This window comes from Burkholderia sp. Ac-20349 (assembly GCF_017104865.1).
Taxonomy (GTDB): Bacteria; Pseudomonadota; Gammaproteobacteria; order Burkholderiales; family Burkholderiaceae; genus Burkholderia; species Burkholderia aenigmatica.
In genome coordinates, this window is sequence record NZ_JAAGPM010000015.1 from 60,682 (window position 1) to 79,754 (window position 19,073).

General features: G+C 64.8%; 17 protein-coding genes. 7 read left to right on the top strand and 10 right to left on the bottom strand.

The annotated features are described in order from the left end of the window. Positions 1-79: 79 nt before the first annotated feature. Positions 80-922 (top strand): NmrA/HSCARG family protein, encoded by an 843-nt coding sequence (locus G3N61_RS08385; protein ID WP_205822151.1) that lies wholly within the window; start codon positions 80-82, stop codon positions 920-922. A gap of 113 nt (positions 923-1,035) precedes the next feature. Beyond that, entirely contained in the window at positions 1,036-1,578 is a 543-nt protein-coding gene (locus G3N61_RS08390; protein WP_241017643.1) for an isochorismatase family protein, read from the top strand. Between the two features lie 343 nt (positions 1,579-1,921). Here the strand turns inward: G3N61_RS08390 and G3N61_RS08395 are convergent, their stop codons facing one another. Next, positions 1,922-3,049: an aminotransferase class V-fold PLP-dependent enzyme gene (locus G3N61_RS08395; protein ID WP_205822153.1), complete on the bottom strand. Its 1,128-nt coding sequence runs from the start codon at positions 3,047-3,049 to the stop codon at positions 1,922-1,924. Positions 3,050-3,404: 355 nt separating this feature from the next. Here G3N61_RS08395 and G3N61_RS08400 point away from each other — a divergent pair, with 355 nt between their 5' ends. Next, positions 3,405-4,586, top strand: coding sequence for a serine hydrolase domain-containing protein (locus G3N61_RS08400; protein ID WP_205822154.1), 1,182 nt, complete (start codon positions 3,405-3,407; stop codon positions 4,584-4,586). Between the two features lie 104 nt (positions 4,587-4,690). Here G3N61_RS08400 and G3N61_RS08405 read toward each other — a convergent pair whose 3' ends face one another. From G3N61_RS08405 to G3N61_RS08425, 5 genes are all read right to left on the bottom strand, one after another. After that, the gene (locus tag G3N61_RS08405; RefSeq protein ID WP_205822155.1) at positions 4,691-5,863 is read right to left on the bottom strand and encodes an FAD-binding oxidoreductase; all 1,173 of its coding nucleotides are present in this window, start codon (positions 5,861-5,863) and stop codon (positions 4,691-4,693) included. Next, the gene (locus G3N61_RS08410) at positions 5,860-6,060 is read right to left on the bottom strand and encodes a hypothetical protein (protein WP_241017644.1); all 201 of its coding nucleotides are present in this window, start codon (positions 6,058-6,060) and stop codon (positions 5,860-5,862) included. Before G3N61_RS08410 ends, G3N61_RS08405 begins: the two co-directional genes overlap by 4 nt. Next, complete coding sequence (locus tag G3N61_RS08415; RefSeq protein ID WP_043178523.1) at positions 6,057-7,208, bottom strand: branched-chain amino acid ABC transporter substrate-binding protein; 1,152 nt, start codon at positions 7,206-7,208, stop codon at positions 6,057-6,059. Before G3N61_RS08415 ends, G3N61_RS08410 begins: the two co-directional genes overlap by 4 nt. 420 nt (positions 7,209-7,628) lie before the next feature. After that, positions 7,629-7,820 (bottom strand): CsbD family protein, encoded by a 192-nt coding sequence (locus tag G3N61_RS08420; RefSeq protein ID WP_205822157.1) that lies wholly within the window; start codon positions 7,818-7,820, stop codon positions 7,629-7,631. Between the two features lie 140 nt (positions 7,821-7,960). Further along, positions 7,961-9,493 (bottom strand): helix-turn-helix transcriptional regulator, encoded by a 1,533-nt coding sequence (locus tag G3N61_RS08425; protein ID WP_205822158.1) that lies wholly within the window; start codon positions 9,491-9,493, stop codon positions 7,961-7,963. Between the two features lie 374 nt (positions 9,494-9,867). On the opposite strand from G3N61_RS08425, the gene G3N61_RS08430 reads away from it, so the two are divergent. Beyond that, positions 9,868-10,032, top strand: coding sequence for a hypothetical protein (locus G3N61_RS08430; RefSeq protein WP_179258841.1), 165 nt, complete (start codon positions 9,868-9,870; stop codon positions 10,030-10,032). A gap of 63 nt (positions 10,033-10,095) precedes the next feature. Further along, positions 10,096-10,446: a BON domain-containing protein gene (locus G3N61_RS08435; RefSeq protein ID WP_205822159.1), complete on the top strand. Its 351-nt coding sequence runs from the start codon at positions 10,096-10,098 to the stop codon at positions 10,444-10,446. Between the two features lie 134 nt (positions 10,447-10,580). Here the strand turns inward: G3N61_RS08435 and G3N61_RS08440 are convergent, their stop codons facing one another. Together G3N61_RS08440 and G3N61_RS08445 are read right to left on the bottom strand one after the other, a co-directional pair. After that, positions 10,581-11,783 carry an RNA-guided endonuclease TnpB family protein gene (locus G3N61_RS08440; RefSeq protein ID WP_089453763.1) on the bottom strand — a complete coding sequence of 401 codons (1,203 nt, stop codon included), beginning with the start codon at positions 11,781-11,783 and terminating at the stop codon, positions 10,581-10,583. A 296-nt stretch (positions 11,784-12,079) separates the two neighbouring features. Continuing rightward, positions 12,080-13,108 (bottom strand): DUF1338 domain-containing protein, encoded by a 1,029-nt coding sequence (locus tag G3N61_RS08445; protein WP_043178533.1) that lies wholly within the window; start codon positions 13,106-13,108, stop codon positions 12,080-12,082. A gap of 225 nt (positions 13,109-13,333) precedes the next feature. Between G3N61_RS08445 and G3N61_RS08450 the strand changes: the two genes are divergently transcribed. Both G3N61_RS08450 and G3N61_RS08455 read left to right on the top strand, forming a co-directional pair. Further along, the gene (locus G3N61_RS08450) at positions 13,334-14,281 is read left to right on the top strand and encodes a LysR family transcriptional regulator (RefSeq protein WP_175022361.1); all 948 of its coding nucleotides are present in this window, start codon (positions 13,334-13,336) and stop codon (positions 14,279-14,281) included. 580 nt (positions 14,282-14,861) lie between these two features. Then, a complete protein-coding gene (locus G3N61_RS08455) occupies positions 14,862-16,490 on the top strand; it encodes an NADP-dependent glyceraldehyde-3-phosphate dehydrogenase (protein WP_174961990.1) in 1,629 nt (542 codons plus the stop codon). An 87-nt stretch (positions 16,491-16,577) separates the two neighbouring features. On the opposite strand, the gene G3N61_RS08460 is transcribed toward G3N61_RS08455, so the two are convergent. Continuing rightward, complete coding sequence (locus G3N61_RS08460; protein WP_205822160.1) at positions 16,578-17,537, bottom strand: T6SS immunity protein Tli4 family protein; 960 nt, start codon at positions 17,535-17,537, stop codon at positions 16,578-16,580. A 348-nt stretch (positions 17,538-17,885) separates the two neighbouring features. Further along, positions 17,886-19,052 (bottom strand): Xaa-Pro peptidase family protein, encoded by a 1,167-nt coding sequence (locus G3N61_RS08465; RefSeq protein WP_205822161.1) that lies wholly within the window; start codon positions 19,050-19,052, stop codon positions 17,886-17,888. Positions 19,053-19,073 lie beyond the last annotated feature (21 nt).

Genomic DNA, 19,073 nt, shown 5'->3' on the forward strand with positions numbered 1-19,073 from the left:
ACTTGTTCAATCGAATAAAACAGTCGATATTCATACCATCAAAACAGTCGATGTTCATATCATCGTTCGGGGCTCGTGCATGACGAAGAAAACAATTGCTGTCTTGGGTGGTACCGGGCAGCAAGGAGGGGCCGTGATACGCGCACTCCTGGCAGACGGGCGATGGCAAGTCCGCGCGATCTCGCGAAACGCAGAATCCGAGGCAAGCCGTGCGTTGGCTGCACAGAATGTCCAGGTCCTGGCCGCGGACCTGGACAATCCCGCCTCGCTGCGTCAGGCCTTCGCAGGCGTGCATGGCGTGTTCTCCGTGCAAGGCTCCGACGGAGGTGGGGAGTTGGAAGCGCGCCGAGGCATTGCGGTAGCCGACGTCGCTCTGGCGGCTGGCGTCGAGCACCTCGTCTATGCGTCTGTCGGCGGTGCCGACCGCCAATCACGCGTGCCGCACTTCGACAGCAAATGGCGCGTCGAGGAGCACATCCGCCAGATCGGCATCCCGGCGACGATCGTGCGGCCGGTGTTCTTCATGGACAACTTCAGCAAGTCGAGCATGCGCACCGTCTTGATGGCACTGTTGCGCAGCTACGTGCCGACAGACAAGCCGCTGCAGATGATCGCCACGGCCGATATCGGCAAGTGGGTCGCGCATGCCTTCGCGCACCCTGATGCGTTCATCGGCAAGGCCGAGGAAATCGCCGGTGAAGAATTGACCCGCGCGCAGATTATCGCGGCCTTCAAGCGCCACGGCTGGTCGACGGGGTTGCCATTCCCCATTCCACGGCTGCTGCTGCGGTCGCTCCCTTATGACGCTCGCAGGATGTTCGAGTGGTTCGGCGAGGCCGGATACAAGGCCGACATTCGCGCACTGAAGGCGAGCCAGACCGACCTGTTGAGTCTGAACGAGTGGCTCGCCGAACAAGCTTGACGCCCGAAGCGCCCGTGACCGGCATCGCCGGCCATCGATCAGTCATCCTGATGACCCGTTCATGAAAGGAGCGGGGCGTGCACACTAACGTATTTACGCCGGAGAACGCGGCGTTGCTACTGATCGACCATCAGGTCGGCACGACTTCCTGGACACATTCGCACGACGTGACGGAGATCAGGAAGAACGCCGTGTTGCTGGCGAAGATCGCCGTGGCGACCGAACTGCCGCTGGTGTTCACGACCAGCATGGAGGAACGCGTCCAGAGGCCGTTGCTGCCCGAGCTGGACGCGGTGGCGCCGAAGGCATTTGCCGCGCGCATCAAGCGCTCCGGCATCGTCAACGCCACGCACGACCCGAACTTCAATGAGGCAGTCAAGGCCACGGGGCGCAAGAAGGTGTGCGTGGCGGGCATCACTACCGAGGTCTGCGTCGTGTTCCCGGTCCTGCAACTCCTCGACGAGGGCTACGAGGTACAGGTCGTCACCGACGCATCCGCGTCGTTCACCAAAATCGGCGACGACGCGGCGCTGCGACGCGTGGAACAGGCTGGAGCCGTCATCACGTCGGCCTCGCAGGTCGTTTCCGAGCTGGCCGTCGACTGGACGACGCCGAAGGGGCAGGCGCTCAGCAAGCGCTTGAACCCGGGAAGTTAGTCCACGGGCGTGGATTCGAACCGACCCGTGGAATGGCGGGCGTTAGCAGCCCGTTGAAAAACGCCTCGTCTTGACCACGAGATCACGGCGTAAAGGGATGGACTATGCAATTGGCTGCCGGGTTGCAGTCGGATCGTCGTGGTTGGACCGCTCACGAGCGATCCAACCGGCGCATTGCCGCGCGACCGACACACTTGGGCGGCTCATGTCACCGTGCCATGCGAGTCCACCGTCGTGAACAGCGGTTCTTGCATCGCACCCATCCGGCCAAGATCATGAACACGATATCTCTAACGCACCGCCCTCCGGGCCCGTTTATACCGTTCCCGATTTCAGCAGCCTGCTAGAGAATCCGATCCAGCGCGTCGGCAAACCGGGCGACCGCCCCGTCGACATCATGCAGCTTGTCGAGGCCGAACAGCCCGAGACGGAAGGTCTTGAAATCCTCCGGCTCGTCGCACATCAGCGGCACGCCGGCCGCGATCTGCAGGCCGACGTCGGCAAACTTCTTCCCGGTTCGAATCCCGTCGTCGTCCGTATAGCTGACCACGACGCCCGGTGCCTCGAAGCCTTCGGCCGCGACGCTGCGGAAACCCTTGTCGGCCAGCAACGCACGAATGCGCGTGCCGAGCTCGAGCTGCTCCGCCTTCACCTTGTCGAAACCGTAAGCCTCGGTTTCCTTCATCACGTCGCGCAGCGTCGTGAGGCTGTCCGTGGGCATCGTCGCGTGGTACGCGAACCCGCCGCCTTCATAGGCTTCCATGATCTGCAGCCACTTGCGCAGATCGCACGCGAAGCTGGTGCTGGTCGTGCCATCGATGCGTTCGCGGGCGAGTTCGCTGAGCATCACCATCGCGCAGCACGGCGACGCGCTCCAGCCCTTCTGCGGCGCGCTGATCAGGATATCGACGCCGCTCGCCTGCATATCGACCCACACCGTGCCGGACGCGATGCAATCCAGCACGAACATGCCGCCGACCGCATGCACGGCGTCCGACACCGCGCGCAGATACCCATCGGGCAGCATCATCCCGGACGCGGTTTCGACGTGCGGCGCAAACACCAGATCCGGCTTGTGCTCCTTGATCGCGGCGACCACCTCGTCGATCGGGGCCGGCGCATATGCGGCCTGCCGTCCCGCTTCGACCGGGCGCGCCTTCAGCACCGTCGTTTCGGACGGAATGCTGCCCATGTCGAAAATCTGCGACCAGCGGAAACTGAACCAGCCGTTGCGGATGACCAGGCACTTCTTGTTCGTTGCAAACTGCCGCGCGACGGCTTCCATGCCGAACGTCCCGCTGCCGGGGACGATCACGACCGACTTCGCGTTGTAGACTTTTTTCAGCGTGGCGGAGATGTCGCGCATGACGCCCTGAAAGCGTTGCGACATATGGTTGACCGAGCGATCGGTGTACACCACCGAATATTCGAGGAGCCCCTCGCGGTCAACATCGGGAAGTAAACCAGGCATGCTCGCCTCCGGTGAAAGATGAACGATGGAATCTGGGCGAGCAGTGTCCGTCATGCGATACCGCCCTGCACCCATGCAATTGCGTTATTTTCTCGACGAAAGCAGATTCTAACGAAGGCCGCGCGCCGCTTGGGGCATATTTTGTCGGCGGTCCCGCGTATAGGCGGCGTGGCGCCGCCGCCAGCCGGAGCGCTTCGCTGCCACGGAGCCGCCGCGGCCCCCGGCTGAATCGCCCGCCCGGTGGCCGTCGACGTCGACCGTGCGGCGCACGAAGCCCTGTTCCATGTATGGATAAGTGGCACTTCCGCCGCGTGCCGCCTAACATGTCGGCTCCCCCCTCACGACAGAGTCTTCGATGATCCCCAACCGAGCGTCATCACAGCAACCGTCGGCCGATCCCGCACTCACCGAGCGCGTCGATGCGGTACTGTCCCGTCAACTCGAAACGCAACGCCTCGTCGGCGTGGTCGTCCTGATCGCACGCGACGGCGAGCTCGTCTATCGCCGCGCGGCCGGGTTCGCCGACCGCGAAGCGCGCACGCCGATGCAAGAGGACACGCTGTTCAGGCTCGCGTCGGTGACGAAGCCGATCGTCGCGGCAGCCGCCATGGCGCTCGTTGCACAGCACAAGCTGTCGCTCGACGACGACGTCACGCGCTGGCTGCCCGAGTTCCGGCCGGCGCTGCGTGATGGCAGCGTACCGGTGATCAAGGTGCGCCACCTGCTCACGCATACCGCCGGCCTCGGCTATCGCTACGCGGAAGCCGACGCGACGGGCCCGTATGCGCGTGCGGGCGTCTCCGACGGGCTTGATGGCGCATCGATCACGCTCGCCGAAAACATGCGCAGGATCGCGAGCGTGCCGTTGCTGTACGCACCCGGCACCGGCTGGAACTATTCGCTGTCGATCGACGTCGTTGGGGCGGTGATCGAGGCCGTCACCGGACTGCCGCTCGCCGCTGCGGTCGATGCGCTCGTGCTCCGCCCGCTCGGTACCCGCGACACGGGATTCGTCGCACGCGACGCCGCGCGGCTCGCGACGCCTTACGTCAACGACACGCCGCAGCCGCACCGGCTCGCCGAGAACGAAGCCGTACCCATCTACGACGGAACCGTCGGCGTGACGTACTCGCCGTCGCGCGCGCTCAACGCGGATGCATTCGCATCGGGCGGCGGCGGGATGGTCGGCACCGCCGGCGACGTGCTGAACGTGCTGGACACGCTGCGGGCGGGCGGTGGCGCAGTATTGCCGGCCGAGCTCGTCGACGAAATGGGCCGCATCCACTCCGGCAACCTCGCGTTGCCCGACCTGCCCGGCGCGGGGTACGGAATCGGGTTTTCCGTGTTGCGCGACCCGCGCGCGGCGCTGTCGCCGGAGTCCCCGGGCACCTGGCGCTGGGGCGGCGTCTACGGCCATTCGTGGTTCGTCGACCGCGCCCGCGGGCTCACCGTCGTGTCGCTGTCGAACACGCTCTATGAAGGGATGAACGGCCCGTACACGCTCGATCTGCGCGACGCGGTCTACGGCGTCGGCTAACACGCGCAGCAACACGCACAACAAAAAAGGCCCGACACAGTCGGGCCAATGAGTTGAGACACAAGGAGAATCCCCGCCCACCACACCGGGCGGGTTACGCCGCGCTACACGACGTTCTTTTCGACGATCGGCCGGTTTTCCAGCACCCGCGCCCAGCCGAGCGTCGACAGGTCGAGCGTGTCATAACGCCCGCCCAGAATGAGTTCACTGACCCCGCGCCCCGTCGCCGGCCCTTGCTGCAGCCCGTGGCCGCTGTAGCCGTTCGCGAACACGACGTTGTCGAGCTCGGGGTGATACCCGATGATCGCGTTGTGGTCGAACACGTTGTACTCGTAGTATCCGGACCAGCAGTTCTCCACGCGCAGCGCCTCGAACTCCGGCACGCGATTCGCGAGCGTCGGCCAGATCACGTCGTCGAACAGGTCGTGGTCGACTTCGTCGAGCGGCAGGTCGTCCGGGTCGCGGTTCGGGCTCGGGGACGTCCCGCAGATGTACGTGCGCCCTTCCGGCCGGAAATACACGCCGGTCGGATCGATCAGCAGCGGGCAATCCGTGAGCTTCGCCGGCGACGACACGTTGAAGATGCTGCGGCGCCGCGCATACACGGGGATGTCGATGCCCATCATCGACGACAGCGCGCGCGTCCACGCCCCTGCCGCGTTGACGAGCGTGTCGCACGCATAGCGCTCGCCATCGGCCGTGACCACATGCGTCACCTTGCGGCCATCGCGCATCACCGACTTCACGTCGGACGGCACATAGCGCGCCCCCAGCGCCTGCGCCTTCTTGCGCAGCGCCTGCACGAGCCCGTAGCCGTCGAACCAGCCTTCGCCGCTCACGCCGTACGCCCCCGACACGAGATCGTCGACGTTCAGCCACGGAAACTTCGCGCGCAGCGCATCGCGATCCATCAGCCGGATGTCCGCGCCGAGGCTCGTCTGCAGCGCATGGTTCTCGCGCAGCGTCGCATCGCCGGCCGGCGTCGCGAGGAACAGGTAGCCGCCTTCGTGCAGGTCGATCGACGGCTGGTGGCCGTCCACTTCGAGCCGTTCGCCGATCGTGCGCAGGAAGTCGATGCCGAACAGCGACATCTCGATCGACAGCGGCGTCGAGAACTGCTGGCGGATCGACGCGGCCGACAACGCCGACGACGATCGCGCATAGGTGGGGTCGCGCTCGATCACGGTCACGGAAACCGTGGGATCGGTGGCGCGCAGGAAATAGGCGATCGAGCTGCCGATCACACCACCGCCGACGATGACGACTTGAGAACTCACGACTGACTCCAGTTGCACAGGTTGGGCGCGGCCAGCCGGCCATGCCCGTGGGTTGTTCGTGCCGCGTCACACGCGGCGTCGCGCGGGCAGACCTGGGCGGCTGCCACACCGGCGTGCGCCGCGATCGCAACCGATCGCTGATGGCATTTCAGCACGTCCGGCGTCGCCGCGAAAGTCCGCGCGCGGGTTGCGTTCAATCCGCCGATTTCGTCGTGACGGGCTGCCACGCGGCGTTCTTCACCTCGTACAGCGTCGAGCTCGGGTTCTTCAGGTCGCCCGTGTTCGTGAACGCGATCGTGCCCGTGATGCCGTCGTAGCGCGTGCTCTTCAGCGCGCCGTTGAAATCGGCCGGCTTCGTCGAGTTCGCCTTCTGCATCGCGTTGATCGCGATCCACGTCGCGTCGTACGCGAACGGCGCATACGCGAGCATGTCGATGCCGTACTTCTGCTTGAATTTCGTTTCGAACTGCTTGCCCTTCGCGAGACGCGACAGCGGCTGCCCGTATTCCCACACGGACGCGCCTTCCGCCGCATTGCCGGCCAGCTTGATGAAGTTCGCGTTCATCACGCCGCCGCCCGCGAGGAACTGCGCGCGGATGCCGAGCTGGCGCATGCGCTTCACGAGCATCGCGGCCTGCGCGTCGAGCCCGCCGAAGAACACGAGATCGGCATTGGTGCTCTTGATCTTCGTGAGTTGCGCGCTGAAGTCCACCGCCTTGTCGTTCGTGAATTCGCGCGCGACGATCGTGCCGCCATTCGCCTTCACCGACTTCTCGAATTCGTCGGCTTCGCCCTGGCCGAACGCGGTGCGGTCGTCGATGATCGCGATGCGCTTCGCCTTGGTCACGCTCGCCGCATACGCGCCTGCGTTGCCGGCGTTCTGCGTGTCGGTCGCGATCACGCGATACACGGTGCCGAGCCCGGCGCGCGTGATGTCGGGATTGGTCGCCGACGGCGTGATCATCGGAATGCCGGCCTTCGCGTAGATCTTCGATGCAGGCAGCGTCGTGCCCGAGTTGAAGTGGCCGATCACGACGGCCACCTGCGCGTCGGCGAGCTGCTGCGCGGCCTGCACGCCGGTGCGCGGATCGCTCTGGTCGTCCTGCGACGCGACGACGAACTTCACAGGCTTGCCGCCCACCGTCGTATGCGCGGCATTCGCTTCGTCGACGGCCATGCGCACGCCGTTCTCGATGTCCTTGCCGTAGGCGGCGCCGCCGCCCGTCAGCGGGCCGGCCACGCCGACCTTGACGACCGTCTCCTGCGCATGAACCGCGCCCGTCTGGAGCGCGAGGATCGCGGCGGTCAATGCGACGCCGGAAAGCGAACGAATGCGGAACGTCATGACAATCCTTGTTCTGGGGGCCGGGATGCAACACGCGACTGCCGCGCGTCGGCAACCTCTCGCGTGCCGGTCATCTCGTCCGCCAGCGGGGCGCCATGCAACGCACCCTGCTAGCCGGTCGATCGCCGCGGCTCCGTCTCCGAAGAACCTTTCATCGCGAAAGAGGTGAATGGATTGTGGATAGCCAATACCCGTGCAGCAAACGAAATATCGGAACTATGTTGTGAGGATTTGTCATCAAGTTCCGCGTTCGCGTCCGGCCCGCGGCCCACGCGTCGGTGGGCCGCGGGTAAACCGTTGTCGCGGAATGCCGCGCCGGCGCCCGTCCATCAAGGCCGGCCGTGGTCATGCCGGCGGCGCATCATCGTTGCGATGACGGCCCGGCCGGCCATCGCGACGCCTGCGGCGCCGCGTCATCGGTCAGTGCCGATCGGTGCCCGTCTGCTTGCGCACCGCGTCGGCCGCCTCGCCGGCCTTCTCCTGCATCTTGCCGGCCTGCTGTTCGGCGACGCCTTCCGCTTCCGTCCTGCGATCGCCCGTGACCTTGCCGAGCGCTTCCTTGACCGAACCCTTGACCTGCTTGAGCTTGCCTTCGATGCGATTCCTGTCCATGGTCGTCTCCTGCGATGGTTGGGGAGAGCCGGCGATGCGACGGCCTGCGCCGCACCGCCGAGTGGACAGGATCGCAAGCGGGCGCCGTGCGCGGCAGATGCGGATGCACCAGCGCACATGGTGCATTCGTACCGACGCCGTCAGTCCTTGCCCTTCGCGCCGCCCTTCTCGCCGCGCGCGCCGTTCGCTTCGGCCGCGCCGACGATCCCGCGTTCGCGCGCCCACACGATCGCCTCGCCGCGGCTATGCACGTCGAGCTTCGCGTAGATCGTCGCGACGTGATTGCGCACGGTGTTCGGCGCGAGCCCGAGGCGGCCGGCGATCTCCTTGTCAGCAAGACCGTGGCACAGCAGGTCGAACACGTCGCGCTCGCGCGCGGTCAGGTCCGACAGTTGTGCGCCGGCATCCGGCGCATTCGCGCGCCGCACGTTCGCGAGCTTCTCGATCAGCGTGCGGCTGAACCACGACGCATCCTGCATCGCCGTTTCGATCGCGTAGACGAGCTCCATCTCCGTGCGCTTGCGATCGCTGATGTCGAGCAGCGCGACGAGCAGGCAGTCGCGCCCGTGAATCGCGACGGGGTCGGCCGACACGACGCAATCGCGCACGTCGCCTTCACGCGTACGAATCTGCACGTCGGCGTTGCGCACGTTGCCGTCGCGCGCGAGCCGGCCTTCGATGCGCTGCCACGCGCCGCGCTCGGCCCACAGCCCGATCTCGTCCGCGGATTTGCCGAGCAGGTCGTCCTGCGCATGGCCCGTCATCGCGGCGAACGCACCGTTCACGTCGAGCAATTCGAAACGGTCGGCGGTGACGATCGCGGTGGCGACCGGTGCCATCCGGAACGCCGTCGCAAAACGTTCCTCGCTCTGCCGCAGCGCGCGCTCGGCCTGCTTGCGCGGCTCGAGATCCATGAACGTGAACAGCATGCATGCCTCGTCGTTCATGTCGATCGGCTGCCCGGCGACGACCACCGCCTTCGTGCTGCCGTCCGCGAGCTTCAGCACGGCCTCCATCTGCGGGATCGTCGCGCCTTCGCCGAGCCGCTCGATCGCGAGTTCGCGTCGCTCGGCCTGTTCGAGCACGTCGATCTCGTACACCGAGCGGCCGAGCACGTCCTCACGCGCGTGGCCGGTCATGTCGAGAAAGCCCTGGTTGACCTTCACGTAACGCAGATCGTCGAGCCGGCAGATCACGGCCGGCGCCGGGTTCGCGTTGAAGGTGCGCTCGAAGCGCTCCTCGGCGCTCGCCCATTCGGTCGCGTCGTGCAGCACGAGCGCGAGGCAATCGGGTTCGCCGGCCGCGTTCGTCAGCACGAGGCTGCGGATGCGGTGGACCCAGCTCACGGTTTCGTCGGCGGCCGATTCGACTTCGACCGTCACGTCGCTGAACTCTTCGCCCGCGATCACGCGATCCATCGGATAGTGGCCGTCGCGCACCGGATGGTCGTTCCGGTAGCGCAGCCGGAAGCGCTCACGGTAATCGGTGACGGTCGCGCCGAGCGCCTTCAGCTCGGTCACGCCATGCATCGCGAGCGCGGCTTCGTTCGCCCACACGATCCGCTGGTCGGGCTCGACCAGGATCACGCCCTCGGTGAGCCCCGCGATGATCTGGTGCAGCTGGCGCCGGTCGGTATGCGACTTCAGCGCCTGTTCGTTTACCTGTTCGTTCATCGAATGGTTGTCCTTGTCGTCAGCATGACTGCCGGCCCGGTTGCCGCTTCGTCGACACCACGCGCCGGCCGGCGCGTGTGACGATGATCGCGTGCCGTACCGGTCCGCGACAGGCGCGAATGCACTATTTGTCATAGTACATTCGCGCCGCTCGCCGCCACCGTGCGGCAACTCGCCGATCCCGAAAGCATCCGCTACGCCCGCTTTCCGCCCGTCGCCGCCAACAGGCTCATCGCCCTCTCCTTCAGGACGCCCCGTGCAAACGCACTAGCCGATCAGGTGAATTTGCGCGATGTCCACGCACGTTCGCCTCGGTACGCTGGTACTGCATCGGCGCTCATGCGCTGCCATCCGAACCGCAGAGGAGAAGCACGATGAAGCTGCATCAGACACCCGATCCGACGCGGCCCGAACCGCCTCCGGACAGCCCGCCCGAACCGCCGCCCGGCACCGACCCGCCGGTTCCGCTGCCGCCCGACGGGCCGCGCCCGGACATGCCGCCGCGCGAGCCCGGCTACGACACGCCGATCGCCCGGTAGCGCGCGGCACGATCCATGCTCGGCAACGTGTCCATTCACCACGCCAATCGAAGGAGAACATCCATGCACAAGACCTCGCATCTTTCGACGCTGCTCGCCATCAGTGCGGCCTTCCTGCTTTGCGCCGCACCGCTCACGAACGCGCAGGCGCAAACCTCGTCCGCCGACAACGGCATGAAGGCCGAATCGGACCAACCCGTCACCGACACGTGGATCACGACCAAGGTGAAGGGGCGGCTGGCCACCGTCGACGGCCTGAAGAGTGTCGACATCAGCGCGACGACGGTCGACGGCGTCGTCACGCTGACGGGCGTGCTGCCGACGAAGATCGCCGTGAAGAAAGCGATCGCCGTGTCGCGCGCGGTCAAGGGCGTGAAGCACGTCGACGCATCCGGCCTGAAGGCGAAGGCCTGACCTCCCGGCGTGGCACGCCGCCGCGCCTTTTATCCCGGCATGACAAGGAGCACACGATGAACGAGGACAAATTGACATCCTCCCCTGCCTAAAGGCAGGAGATCCCTACTGCTTCTGAAACGGTAACGCTCATCTCAGATCGCTTCGGCGGGTTCCTGCTTCATCGAGCGACCTGACTGCGCCAACTCTCCACAGGCTGCGACGCGGTGTCCCCGCGCCAGTATGTTGATTGCGCCGACTACGTCGGCATTTTCCTCAAAGCCGCAAGCCATACACACAAACTGCGCTTGCGTCCGCCGGTTGCCCTCCGCCACATGGCTGCAGGTAGGACACGTCCGACTTGTGTTCTGCGGCGACACTACCACGAGCCAACCGCCACGCCATGCCACCTTGTAATCCAGCTGGCGACGGAACTCGAACCAGCCCTGATCGAGAATGGATTTGTTCAAGCCTGACTTGGCTCGGACGTTTCTGCCCGGCACGTCAGCGCTGCCCGTCGCAGATTTCGACATGTTTCGTACCCGCAAGTCCTCGATACACACCATCGCGTGGCTTTTGCTGATCGTGGTCGTGGCTTTATGCAGGTAGTCGCGGCGAGCGTTGCCGATGCAAGCGTGAATACGTTGGATACGAACCTTCGCCTTCTTCCAGTTGTTACTAAACTTCGACTTTCGGCTCATCGCCTGCTGCGCGCGGCGCAGTTTCGCTTCGTGCCGCCTGAAGCTGTTGAGCGGATCGAGGAAACTGCCGTCACTCATCGTTGCAAAACGCACGACTCCCATGTCAATGCCCAGTGCACTGCCGGTCTGCGGCACGGGTTGTTCGAGCTGGCGTTTGGTCTGGATTGAAACAAACCACTTCTCGGCCTTCACGCTGACCGTGACATTACGGACTTCGCCCAGCACGTTCCTGCTGTTGCGATATCGGATCCATCCCAGCTTGGGCAAGAAGATGCGATCGTTGATCTGATCGAGCTTGATCTGCTTTGGATCAGGATAACGGAAGCTGTCGCACTGACCGCGCTTCTTGAACTTCGGGAATGCAGCGCGCTTGGCAAAGAAATTCTTGTAGGCACGCTCCAGATCCTTCAAAGAATGTTGCAAGGGATGCACAGGAGCATCCTTGAGCCACGGTGTCTCTGAGCCGTTACGCCATGCTGTCAGTCTCTTGGCCATTGCTACGTAACCGATGAACCTACCTCCCGCTTCGTAGTTCTCCCTTTGCAACGCCAATGCTTTGTTGAAGACGAACCGGCATGAGCCGGCGAAGCGGCACATCTCGCGCCGTTGTTGGCCGCTCGGCATCAGTTCGAACTTGAAGGCTTGGAAACGTTGCATGTGGCTATCGTACTCGAGGTCTATGCACACGCAAAAGCATATGGCGAGGCTGACACTGTGCCTTCTCAGTGAGCATTCGCTCGCCCTACGTGGTCAAGCGTCAATGCCAAGCATTCACCGAGCAGACTCCAGACGATAAGCGAATCGTCTTCACCGCCATCCATCTGCACTTCGAAGAAAAAATTGCGGAACTCAGTGTCGAAAACGACTACGCTCAGTTAGCGGCAGAAACTCAAACGGGCCGACGACTAATAGTAGCCGTCGGCCCGTCAATTGAAACCCCGAGCGCGTCGCAGTTACTTCGCCGCGTTCGCCGTCATCTTGAAGATGCCCTGCGCGTTGCCCGCATCGAAACGCAGGTCGGTCACCCAGCGGCGTGCCGCCTGGTCGAACGTGCGCTTGCGCGTGATGAACTCGTAGAACGAACCCGGCACGTTGCGCTTCACCGTGCTGCCGTCGCGCGTGCGGAACTCGCGCTCGACGGTATCCGCGCGATACGCGGTCTGGAACACGCGGCCCGAGCGCGAGCGCTCGACTTCCGGCTTCATCGGCCGGCCCTTCGCCTTCTCGTCGTCGGACAGCTTGAACACGTCGGCGACGCGGTCGGTCGCATGGTTGAACGCGTTGCCTTCGGTCGAGATCCACGCCATTTCCGCCGATTCCAGCAGCAGCGTCTCGTAGTCGAGCTCGTTCGGCAGGTCGTGCTGACGCGCGAACGCCCCGACGATCTCCGGCAGCAGCGCGTGCGCGGCGTCGAGCGACAGCCAGCCTTCGCGCTCGACTTCCCACAGCAGCGCGACGGCGGCCGGCGACAGCGGATCGCGCGACGTGCTCACGACGTTCGTCACGGCCTGCTGGAATTCCTTCGAGAAACGTTCCGGATGCAGCTCGCTGACGAAGAACTGCGCGATTTCGTCCGGTGCGTCTTCATGCGCATACGCGCGGCCCGTCATGCCGAGCTTGTCGAGCGGGTAGCGGCCGTTCAGGCGGAAGCCGAGCGGACGCAGGATACGCGTGAACGCGGCTTCGCCCGGCGGCAGCGCGCCCGTGTTCGGCCAGCGCACCGTGCGCAGCGCGCCGTGGTCGAAGTAGACCGAGCCGCCGCTTTCGATCGCGTCAGCCGTGTACGCGCGGCCATTCGCCGATCGTTCGAGCAGCCCTTCGAACAGCGCCATGTTCATCGCCTGCGCGATTTCCGCGCGCGTCACGACGCCGTCTTCCCATTCTTCGAGGATGGCCGGCATGTTCAGGGTCGAGAACAGGGCGTCGGTCTTCGCCTGTCCCAGCAGCTTCGTCAGCAAGCTCTCGATATTCGGATTGCGCATCAGGTTTCTCGTCTCGGGGGACCGCCGGCAAACGTGCCGGCAACTCGTTGGCCGGCTGCCCTGCGGGCGCCTGGCCTTGCGTGGGGAGCATTATTCAAAGGGTTGCAGCCGGGCGTAAAGCGAGATTAAATTGATATGTGATGAGTTTTTGGAATTATCAGCCGTCCCCGGCTTCGCCCGCCGGCCCGCACCGGGCAGGTCCGTTCGTCAGACGAATCGAACATCATGCGTAAATTCAAGATCCCCAACATGGGCGCGCTCGTGGCTTTCGAAGCCGCCGCGCGCCACGAGAGCTTCACGCACGCGGCCAAGGAGCTGTTCCTGACCGAAAGCGCGGTATCGCGGCAGATCGCGACGCTCGAGGCGAGCCTCGGCGTGCGGCTGTTCGCGCGTGTGAAGCAGCGCGTCGTGCTGACGCGCGCCGGCAAGCTGTACGGCACGCAGGTGCGGCGCGCGCTGGAGACGCTCGACCGCGACACGCTGTCGATCATCGCGCACGGCAGCGGCGGCGGCTACCTGGAGCTGGCGGTGCTGCCGACCTTCGCGTCGCACTGGCTGATCCCGCGCATCAAGAGCTTCTACGACCGCACGCCCGACGTGCGCGTGAACATGGGCAGTCGCACCGACCTGTTCTCGTTCGAGGACACCCACTTCGAGGCCGCGATCCACTACGGCAAGCCGACCTGGCCCGGCACGTCGTCCGACTACCTGTTCGGCGAGGAAGTCGTGCCGATCTGCTCGCCCGCGTTGCTCGACGGGCCCGTCGAGCGTGTCGAGGATCTGCTTGCGTACCCGCTGCTGCACTCGACGACGCGCCCCGGCGCGTGGGCGCAGTGGTTCGAGACGCACGGCGTCGAGGACATCCGCACGATGCAGGGCGTGCGCTACGAGTTGCACACGATGCTGATCAGCGCGGCCGCGGCCGGGCTCGGCGTCGCGCTCGTGCCGAAGTTCTTCGTCGAGGAACAGTTGCAGCAGCTCGGGCTGGTGGTGCCGTGCGACGCGGCGACCGTCGGCGATTCCGCGTACTACCTCGTGTATCCGACGGAGTTCAGCCACAGCAAGCCGCTGGAGCTGTTTCGCGGCTGGCTGCTCGAGCAGGCGAGCGCGTATGCGTCGCCGGATTTCGACGCGGATGACGGCGAGATGGTGGACGACGAGGACGTCGAGTAACGGCGCGGTCGCGCCGGCGTCACGGCGCGGTGGCGTCGCATGCGTGCCGCACCGGCCGGACAGAATCCGAAGCCGGGCACACGACCACGCTGAAAAGGGAGAGGAATCGCGAAGGATTCGTTGAAGCCGGCGGGGCGCATTGGGTCCGGTACGCGCCGGACCGGGCAACCCCGACCCGGCGCTCCGGGCAGCCGACCTCGCATCGGCAGCGCGGCGGACCGACTGCTGTTCTTCACTACGTATGCTCTCAGGTTCACTGCATTTTTTTCTTCGCCGCGCTGCGCCATTATCCGCGTAATCCGGCCCAAGGGAAACGTTTGCGCGTGCTCCGCGCGTGTTATACCGCCCATTCGGCAACAGTCTTTCCAAATGCTTACGGCGCATGCGTCATCGTTCGGCAAATCTTGCATTCGGCTCGGCGTTCCTTTTTAATGGAACTGGTTCCAATTCTCGATTCGGCCATGCCGATGCGTGACGCTCCGTCGTCCGCGCGTCATGATGCCGATTCAGGATCGAGGATCGCTCAGCTCAGGATTCGCATCGCCCGTCCTTCCCGGACACCCCGTCAAACGAGACCGTCATGCCCGATTCCGCCTCCCTGCAGCAGTTGTTTCCCGCCTTTCAGGACATCCCCGCCGAGTACCGGCTGACTTCGCCGATCCACCAGCGCGTGTCGCTCGTCGACGGCGCATTGCGGCCGTGGGACGGCGCGACCAAAACCGTGCTGTCGCCCGTGTGCGTGCGACAGGCGGACGGCACCGTCGAGCAGGTCGAGATCGGCAGCTACCCGGTGATGGGCGAAACGGAAAGCGACGCGGCGCTGGACGCCGCGGTGCGCGCATACGACGCCGGCCGCGGCGAGTGGCCGACGATGAAGGTCGAGCAGCGCATCGCGTGCATGCAGGATTTCATCAAGCGGATGGTCGCGCAGCGCGAGCTGGTGGTGAACCTGATCATGTGGGAGATCGGCAAGAGCCTCGCCGATTCGCAGAAGGAGTTCGACCGCACCGTCACGTACATGACGCAGACGATCGACGCGCTGAAGGAGCTCGACAACGCGAATTCGCGCTTCGTGATCGCGGAAGGCACGATCGGCCAGATCCGCCGCACGCCGCTCGGCGTCGTGCTGTGCATGGGCCCGTACAACTATCCGCTGAACGAGACCTTCGCGACGCTGATCCCCGCGCTGCTGATGGGTAACACCGTGGTGTTCAAGCCGCCTCAGTACGGCACGCTGCTGTTCGAGCCGCTGCTCGAAGCGTTCCGCGACGCGTTCCCGAAGGGCGTGATCAACACGATCTACGCGCCGGGCGCGGTGGTCGTGCCGCACATGCTCGCGTCGGGCAAGATCAACGTGCTCGCGCTGATCGGGTCGAGCAAGGTGGCCGATCACCTGAAGAAGCAGCACCCGAAGTCGCATCGGCTGCGCGCGATCCTCGGCCTCGACGCGAAGAACGCGGCGATCGTGCTGCCCGACGCCGATCTCGACCTCACCGTGAAGGAATGCCTGCTCGGCGCGCTGTCGTTCAACGGCCAGCGCTGCACCGCGCTGAAGATGCTGCTCGTGCACCGCTCGATCGTCGACGAGTTCCTGAAGCGCTTCACCGCCGCGCTCGAACAGCTGAAGATCGGCATGCCGTGGGAGAAGGGCGTCAGCATCACGCCGCTGCCGGGCATGCATCGCACCGCCTACATGACGGACGCGATCGACGACGCAAAGGCCAAGGGCGCGCAGGTCGTCAACCATTCGGGCGGCGAGTTCAGCAAGACGCTGTTCTATCCGGCCGTCGTGTATCCGGTATCGGAAGGGATGAAGCTGTATCGCGAGGAACAGTTCGGGCCGATCATTCCGGTCGCGCCGTTCGACGACGTCGACACCGCGCTCGACTACGTGACGACCTCGGATCACGGCCAGCAGGTCAGCATTTTCGGTTCCGATCCGGCGCAGATCGGCGCGCTCGTCGATCCGCTCGTGAACCAGGTGTGCCGCGTGAACATCAACTGCCAGTGCCAGCGCGGGCCCGACGTGTTCCCGTTCGCGGGCCGCAAGGATTCGGCGGAAGGCACGCTGTCGGTGAGCGACGCGCTGCGCGCGTTCTCGATCCGCTCGATGGTCGCGGCAAAGCAGACCGACAGCAGCAAGCAGCTGCTCGATTCGATCGTGTCGGATCACTACTCGAAGTTCATCAATACGGGCTTCATTTTCTGAAGCCGTTCTGATTCGGGAGCGCTCCGCCGCGCGTCAGTGCGGCGGAGTCATCGGGTTGAGCCCGCGCCCCACCTCGTCCGCCTCCGGTCAGATCGCACCCGGCCTCGCGCGCAGGCTGTTCAGCAGTGTGTCCCATACTTGCAACGCGCCCGCTTCATCGACCGGCGAGGTGGCCTTCTCCGGTGGCAGGTCGCTGCGCGCGGGCGCGCCCAGCAGCAGTTCGACCGATGTATGCGGCTGCTCCACCGTCGCGGGATTCCCCGGCGCGAGCAAGTAGAAGCGATAGACCGTGACGGCGCCATCCTCGAGCGCAAACAGCACCTCCTCCGCGTCCATGCCGGCGACCTGCCGTTTGCCTTGGCGCAGGATGCTGTAGTGTCCCGGCATGCGATTGAGTGTCGCGCGCAGCGCGCGCAGATTGCGGGTGAGCGGCTGCTTCAGATCTTCGTCCACCGCATCCCGCAGCTTGATCACGAGCAGCGCCGGTCGGCCCGGCATCAACGCGAACGACTGGCTGACTTCTTCGGAGTAAGTCGACGGGCCGGTGACGATCCCGCCATCGAAGCAAAAGCCGGATTCCGCAGGCACGCTCCAGTTATCGCGCACCTTGATGCGGCGGTAGGTATCGTCATAGATGTTTTCGGCCCGGTCCAGCACATCCGAACCGATCAAGCTCGTCGTCTGGACGAGCGTGCGGTTCGCGAACAGATAGCCTTCCGTATCGAACGGCAAGGCTACTGCTTTCACCACCGCATTGTTGAAGACGAAGACCCGCGCGTGCGGCACCGGAGAAAACGCCTTTTCCAGCCATGCGCGTCCCGTCGTCTCCTGCAGATCGACGGGATTCACCCGCTGTTTGGTGCGCAGTTCCTTCTCGCGCGCCGCGACTTTGGCGTCGTAGTCCTCCACTGAAACATCGTGCGTCGTCACCAGCTTTTCGCCGCGGTACTCATAACGCTCGTTCGAGATCTCGCTCGAGACAGGCCGGTCGAACATCAGGCGACCGATGCACCACGGACGCAATTCCGACAACAAGGGATTGTTCATCCCGGGTTCCACGGAATACGCAAACGAACAGGCACACAGCCCCGCCAGCAAGAGCAGTGAACGAACGAAACGCGCCATCACGATCCTCCCCGCACATCGATATCTTTCATGATCTGCACCATGTTGCCGAGAAGCACCCGGCGCGTCCATGTTCGGCGCGAAACAAGCCTCGTCACCGTTACTTTCGTGACTATAGGCGAGCCCATGATGCCCGATATGAAAATCCTCGGAATCATGGGGTGCAGATCTTGACGTTCATCGATGGGGGCTTCAAGTTCCGAAGCGAGCCGTTCGTGAACAAGCCGCCGCACACGCCCGTGCAGCGGCTTTTTTTGCCCCTGCGCGTTACTACGCCCGAACCGGGAACGTCAACGCGTCGAGATCGAGCGGCCCGCCGGTCAGCTGAACCGGGCCTTCATCGCCGATCAGCACGGTATCGGAATGACGGAAGCCGCCGACACCCTCGATATAGATGCCCGGCTCGATCGTCAGGCACATCCCCTTCTCGATCGGCCGGTCGTAGCCTTCTGCAAAGAACGGCGCCTCGTGCGCGGTGACACCCATCCCGTGCCCCGTCCGGTGCAGCAGCCGGTCGCCCATCCCCGCGCGACGGAAATAGTCGTTGACCTTGCGATCGACGTCGCTCAGCAACGCGCCGGGCATCGCCGCATCGAACGCCAGCCGGCGCCCTTCCGACATCACGTCGAACGCGCGGCGCGCCGCGTCGGGCACGTGGCCGAGGAAGAAGGTCCGCTCGACTTCCGCGCCGTAGCCGTTCATCACCGCATTGACGATCGACACGTGCGGGCCGCCCTCCTCCATCCGCATGTCGATGTTGCTGAAGTTGTGCGGATCGTGCGACACGCTGCCCGGCTGGAACACCGCGACGATCCGCGTGGCCGACGGGTTCAGCGACGGATCGTCGCCCAGCAGCCGCTGCATGATGAAGCCGCGAATGCGCGACGACATCTCCGCCATCCCGAGGCCCGGGCGTGCTTCGCTCAGCAGCAGGTTGTGCGCGTCGGTGGCGATCCCGCACGCATACACGTGGCGGCCGATCTCGTAGTCGGACTTGATCATCCGGACATCGTCGATGATGTCGATGCACACGCGCTCGCCCGGCGTCTGCGCATAGACCTGCAACGGACACACCGACTCGACGCCGACGCGTTCGCCCGGCCCGAACAGCGCCTTGAAGCGGTCGCTCCATTCGCGACCGGCCGGCGCCGGGAATTCGAAGTACGGAATCAGCTCGAGTTCGCCGATCGAGCGCGTCCGCACATGGGGCTGCTCGAGCTGCGGCACGACGAACTGCGGCGGCCCGCTGCGCGAAATGACCAGCACGAACGGCCGCTCATGGACGATGTTCGCGAAGTTCGTCAGGTAGTAGATGTTGTCCGGCGAAAACGCCACGTAGCGATCGAGGCCGGCTTCCGCCATGCGTGCGCGCACGCGGTCGAGGCGTCCTTTGAGTTCCGCCTCGCTGGGCGGCGCGAAGGTGGAGGTGAATTTCATGCGTGACTTCTCCTGTTGAGG

What these genes read in the sequence shown, in the direction of transcription:
- G3N61_RS08385 (WP_205822151.1), top strand. Translation starts at nt 80, where the DNA reads ATGACGAAGAAAACAATTGCTGTCTTGGGTGGTACCGGGCAGCAAGGA.
- G3N61_RS08395 (WP_205822153.1), bottom strand. Translation starts at nt 3,049, where the DNA reads ATGCCTGGTTTACTTCCCGATGTTGACCGCGAGGGGCTCCTCGAATAT.
- G3N61_RS08400 (WP_205822154.1), top strand. Translation starts at nt 3,405, where the DNA reads ATGATCCCCAACCGAGCGTCATCACAGCAACCGTCGGCCGATCCCGCA.
- G3N61_RS08415 (WP_043178523.1), bottom strand. Translation starts at nt 7,208, where the DNA reads ATGACGTTCCGCATTCGTTCGCTTTCCGGCGTCGCATTGACCGCCGCG.
- G3N61_RS08420 (WP_205822157.1), bottom strand. Translation starts at nt 7,820, where the DNA reads ATGGACAGGAATCGCATCGAAGGCAAGCTCAAGCAGGTCAAGGGTTCG.
- G3N61_RS08425 (WP_205822158.1), bottom strand. Translation starts at nt 9,493, where the DNA reads ATGAACGAACAGGTAAACGAACAGGCGCTGAAGTCGCATACCGACCGG.
- G3N61_RS08430 (WP_179258841.1), top strand. Translation starts at nt 9,868, where the DNA reads ATGAAGCTGCATCAGACACCCGATCCGACGCGGCCCGAACCGCCTCCG.
- G3N61_RS08435 (WP_205822159.1), top strand. Translation starts at nt 10,096, where the DNA reads ATGCACAAGACCTCGCATCTTTCGACGCTGCTCGCCATCAGTGCGGCC.
- G3N61_RS08440 (WP_089453763.1), bottom strand. Translation starts at nt 11,783, where the DNA reads ATGCAACGTTTCCAAGCCTTCAAGTTCGAACTGATGCCGAGCGGCCAA.
- G3N61_RS08445 (WP_043178533.1), bottom strand. Translation starts at nt 13,108, where the DNA reads ATGCGCAATCCGAATATCGAGAGCTTGCTGACGAAGCTGCTGGGACAG.
- G3N61_RS08450 (WP_175022361.1), top strand. Translation starts at nt 13,334, where the DNA reads ATGCGTAAATTCAAGATCCCCAACATGGGCGCGCTCGTGGCTTTCGAA.
- G3N61_RS08455 (WP_174961990.1), top strand. Translation starts at nt 14,862, where the DNA reads ATGCCCGATTCCGCCTCCCTGCAGCAGTTGTTTCCCGCCTTTCAGGAC.
- G3N61_RS08460 (WP_205822160.1), bottom strand. Translation starts at nt 17,537, where the DNA reads ATGAACAATCCCTTGTTGTCGGAATTGCGTCCGTGGTGCATCGGTCGC.
- G3N61_RS08465 (WP_205822161.1), bottom strand. Translation starts at nt 19,052, where the DNA reads ATGAAATTCACCTCCACCTTCGCGCCGCCCAGCGAGGCGGAACTCAAA.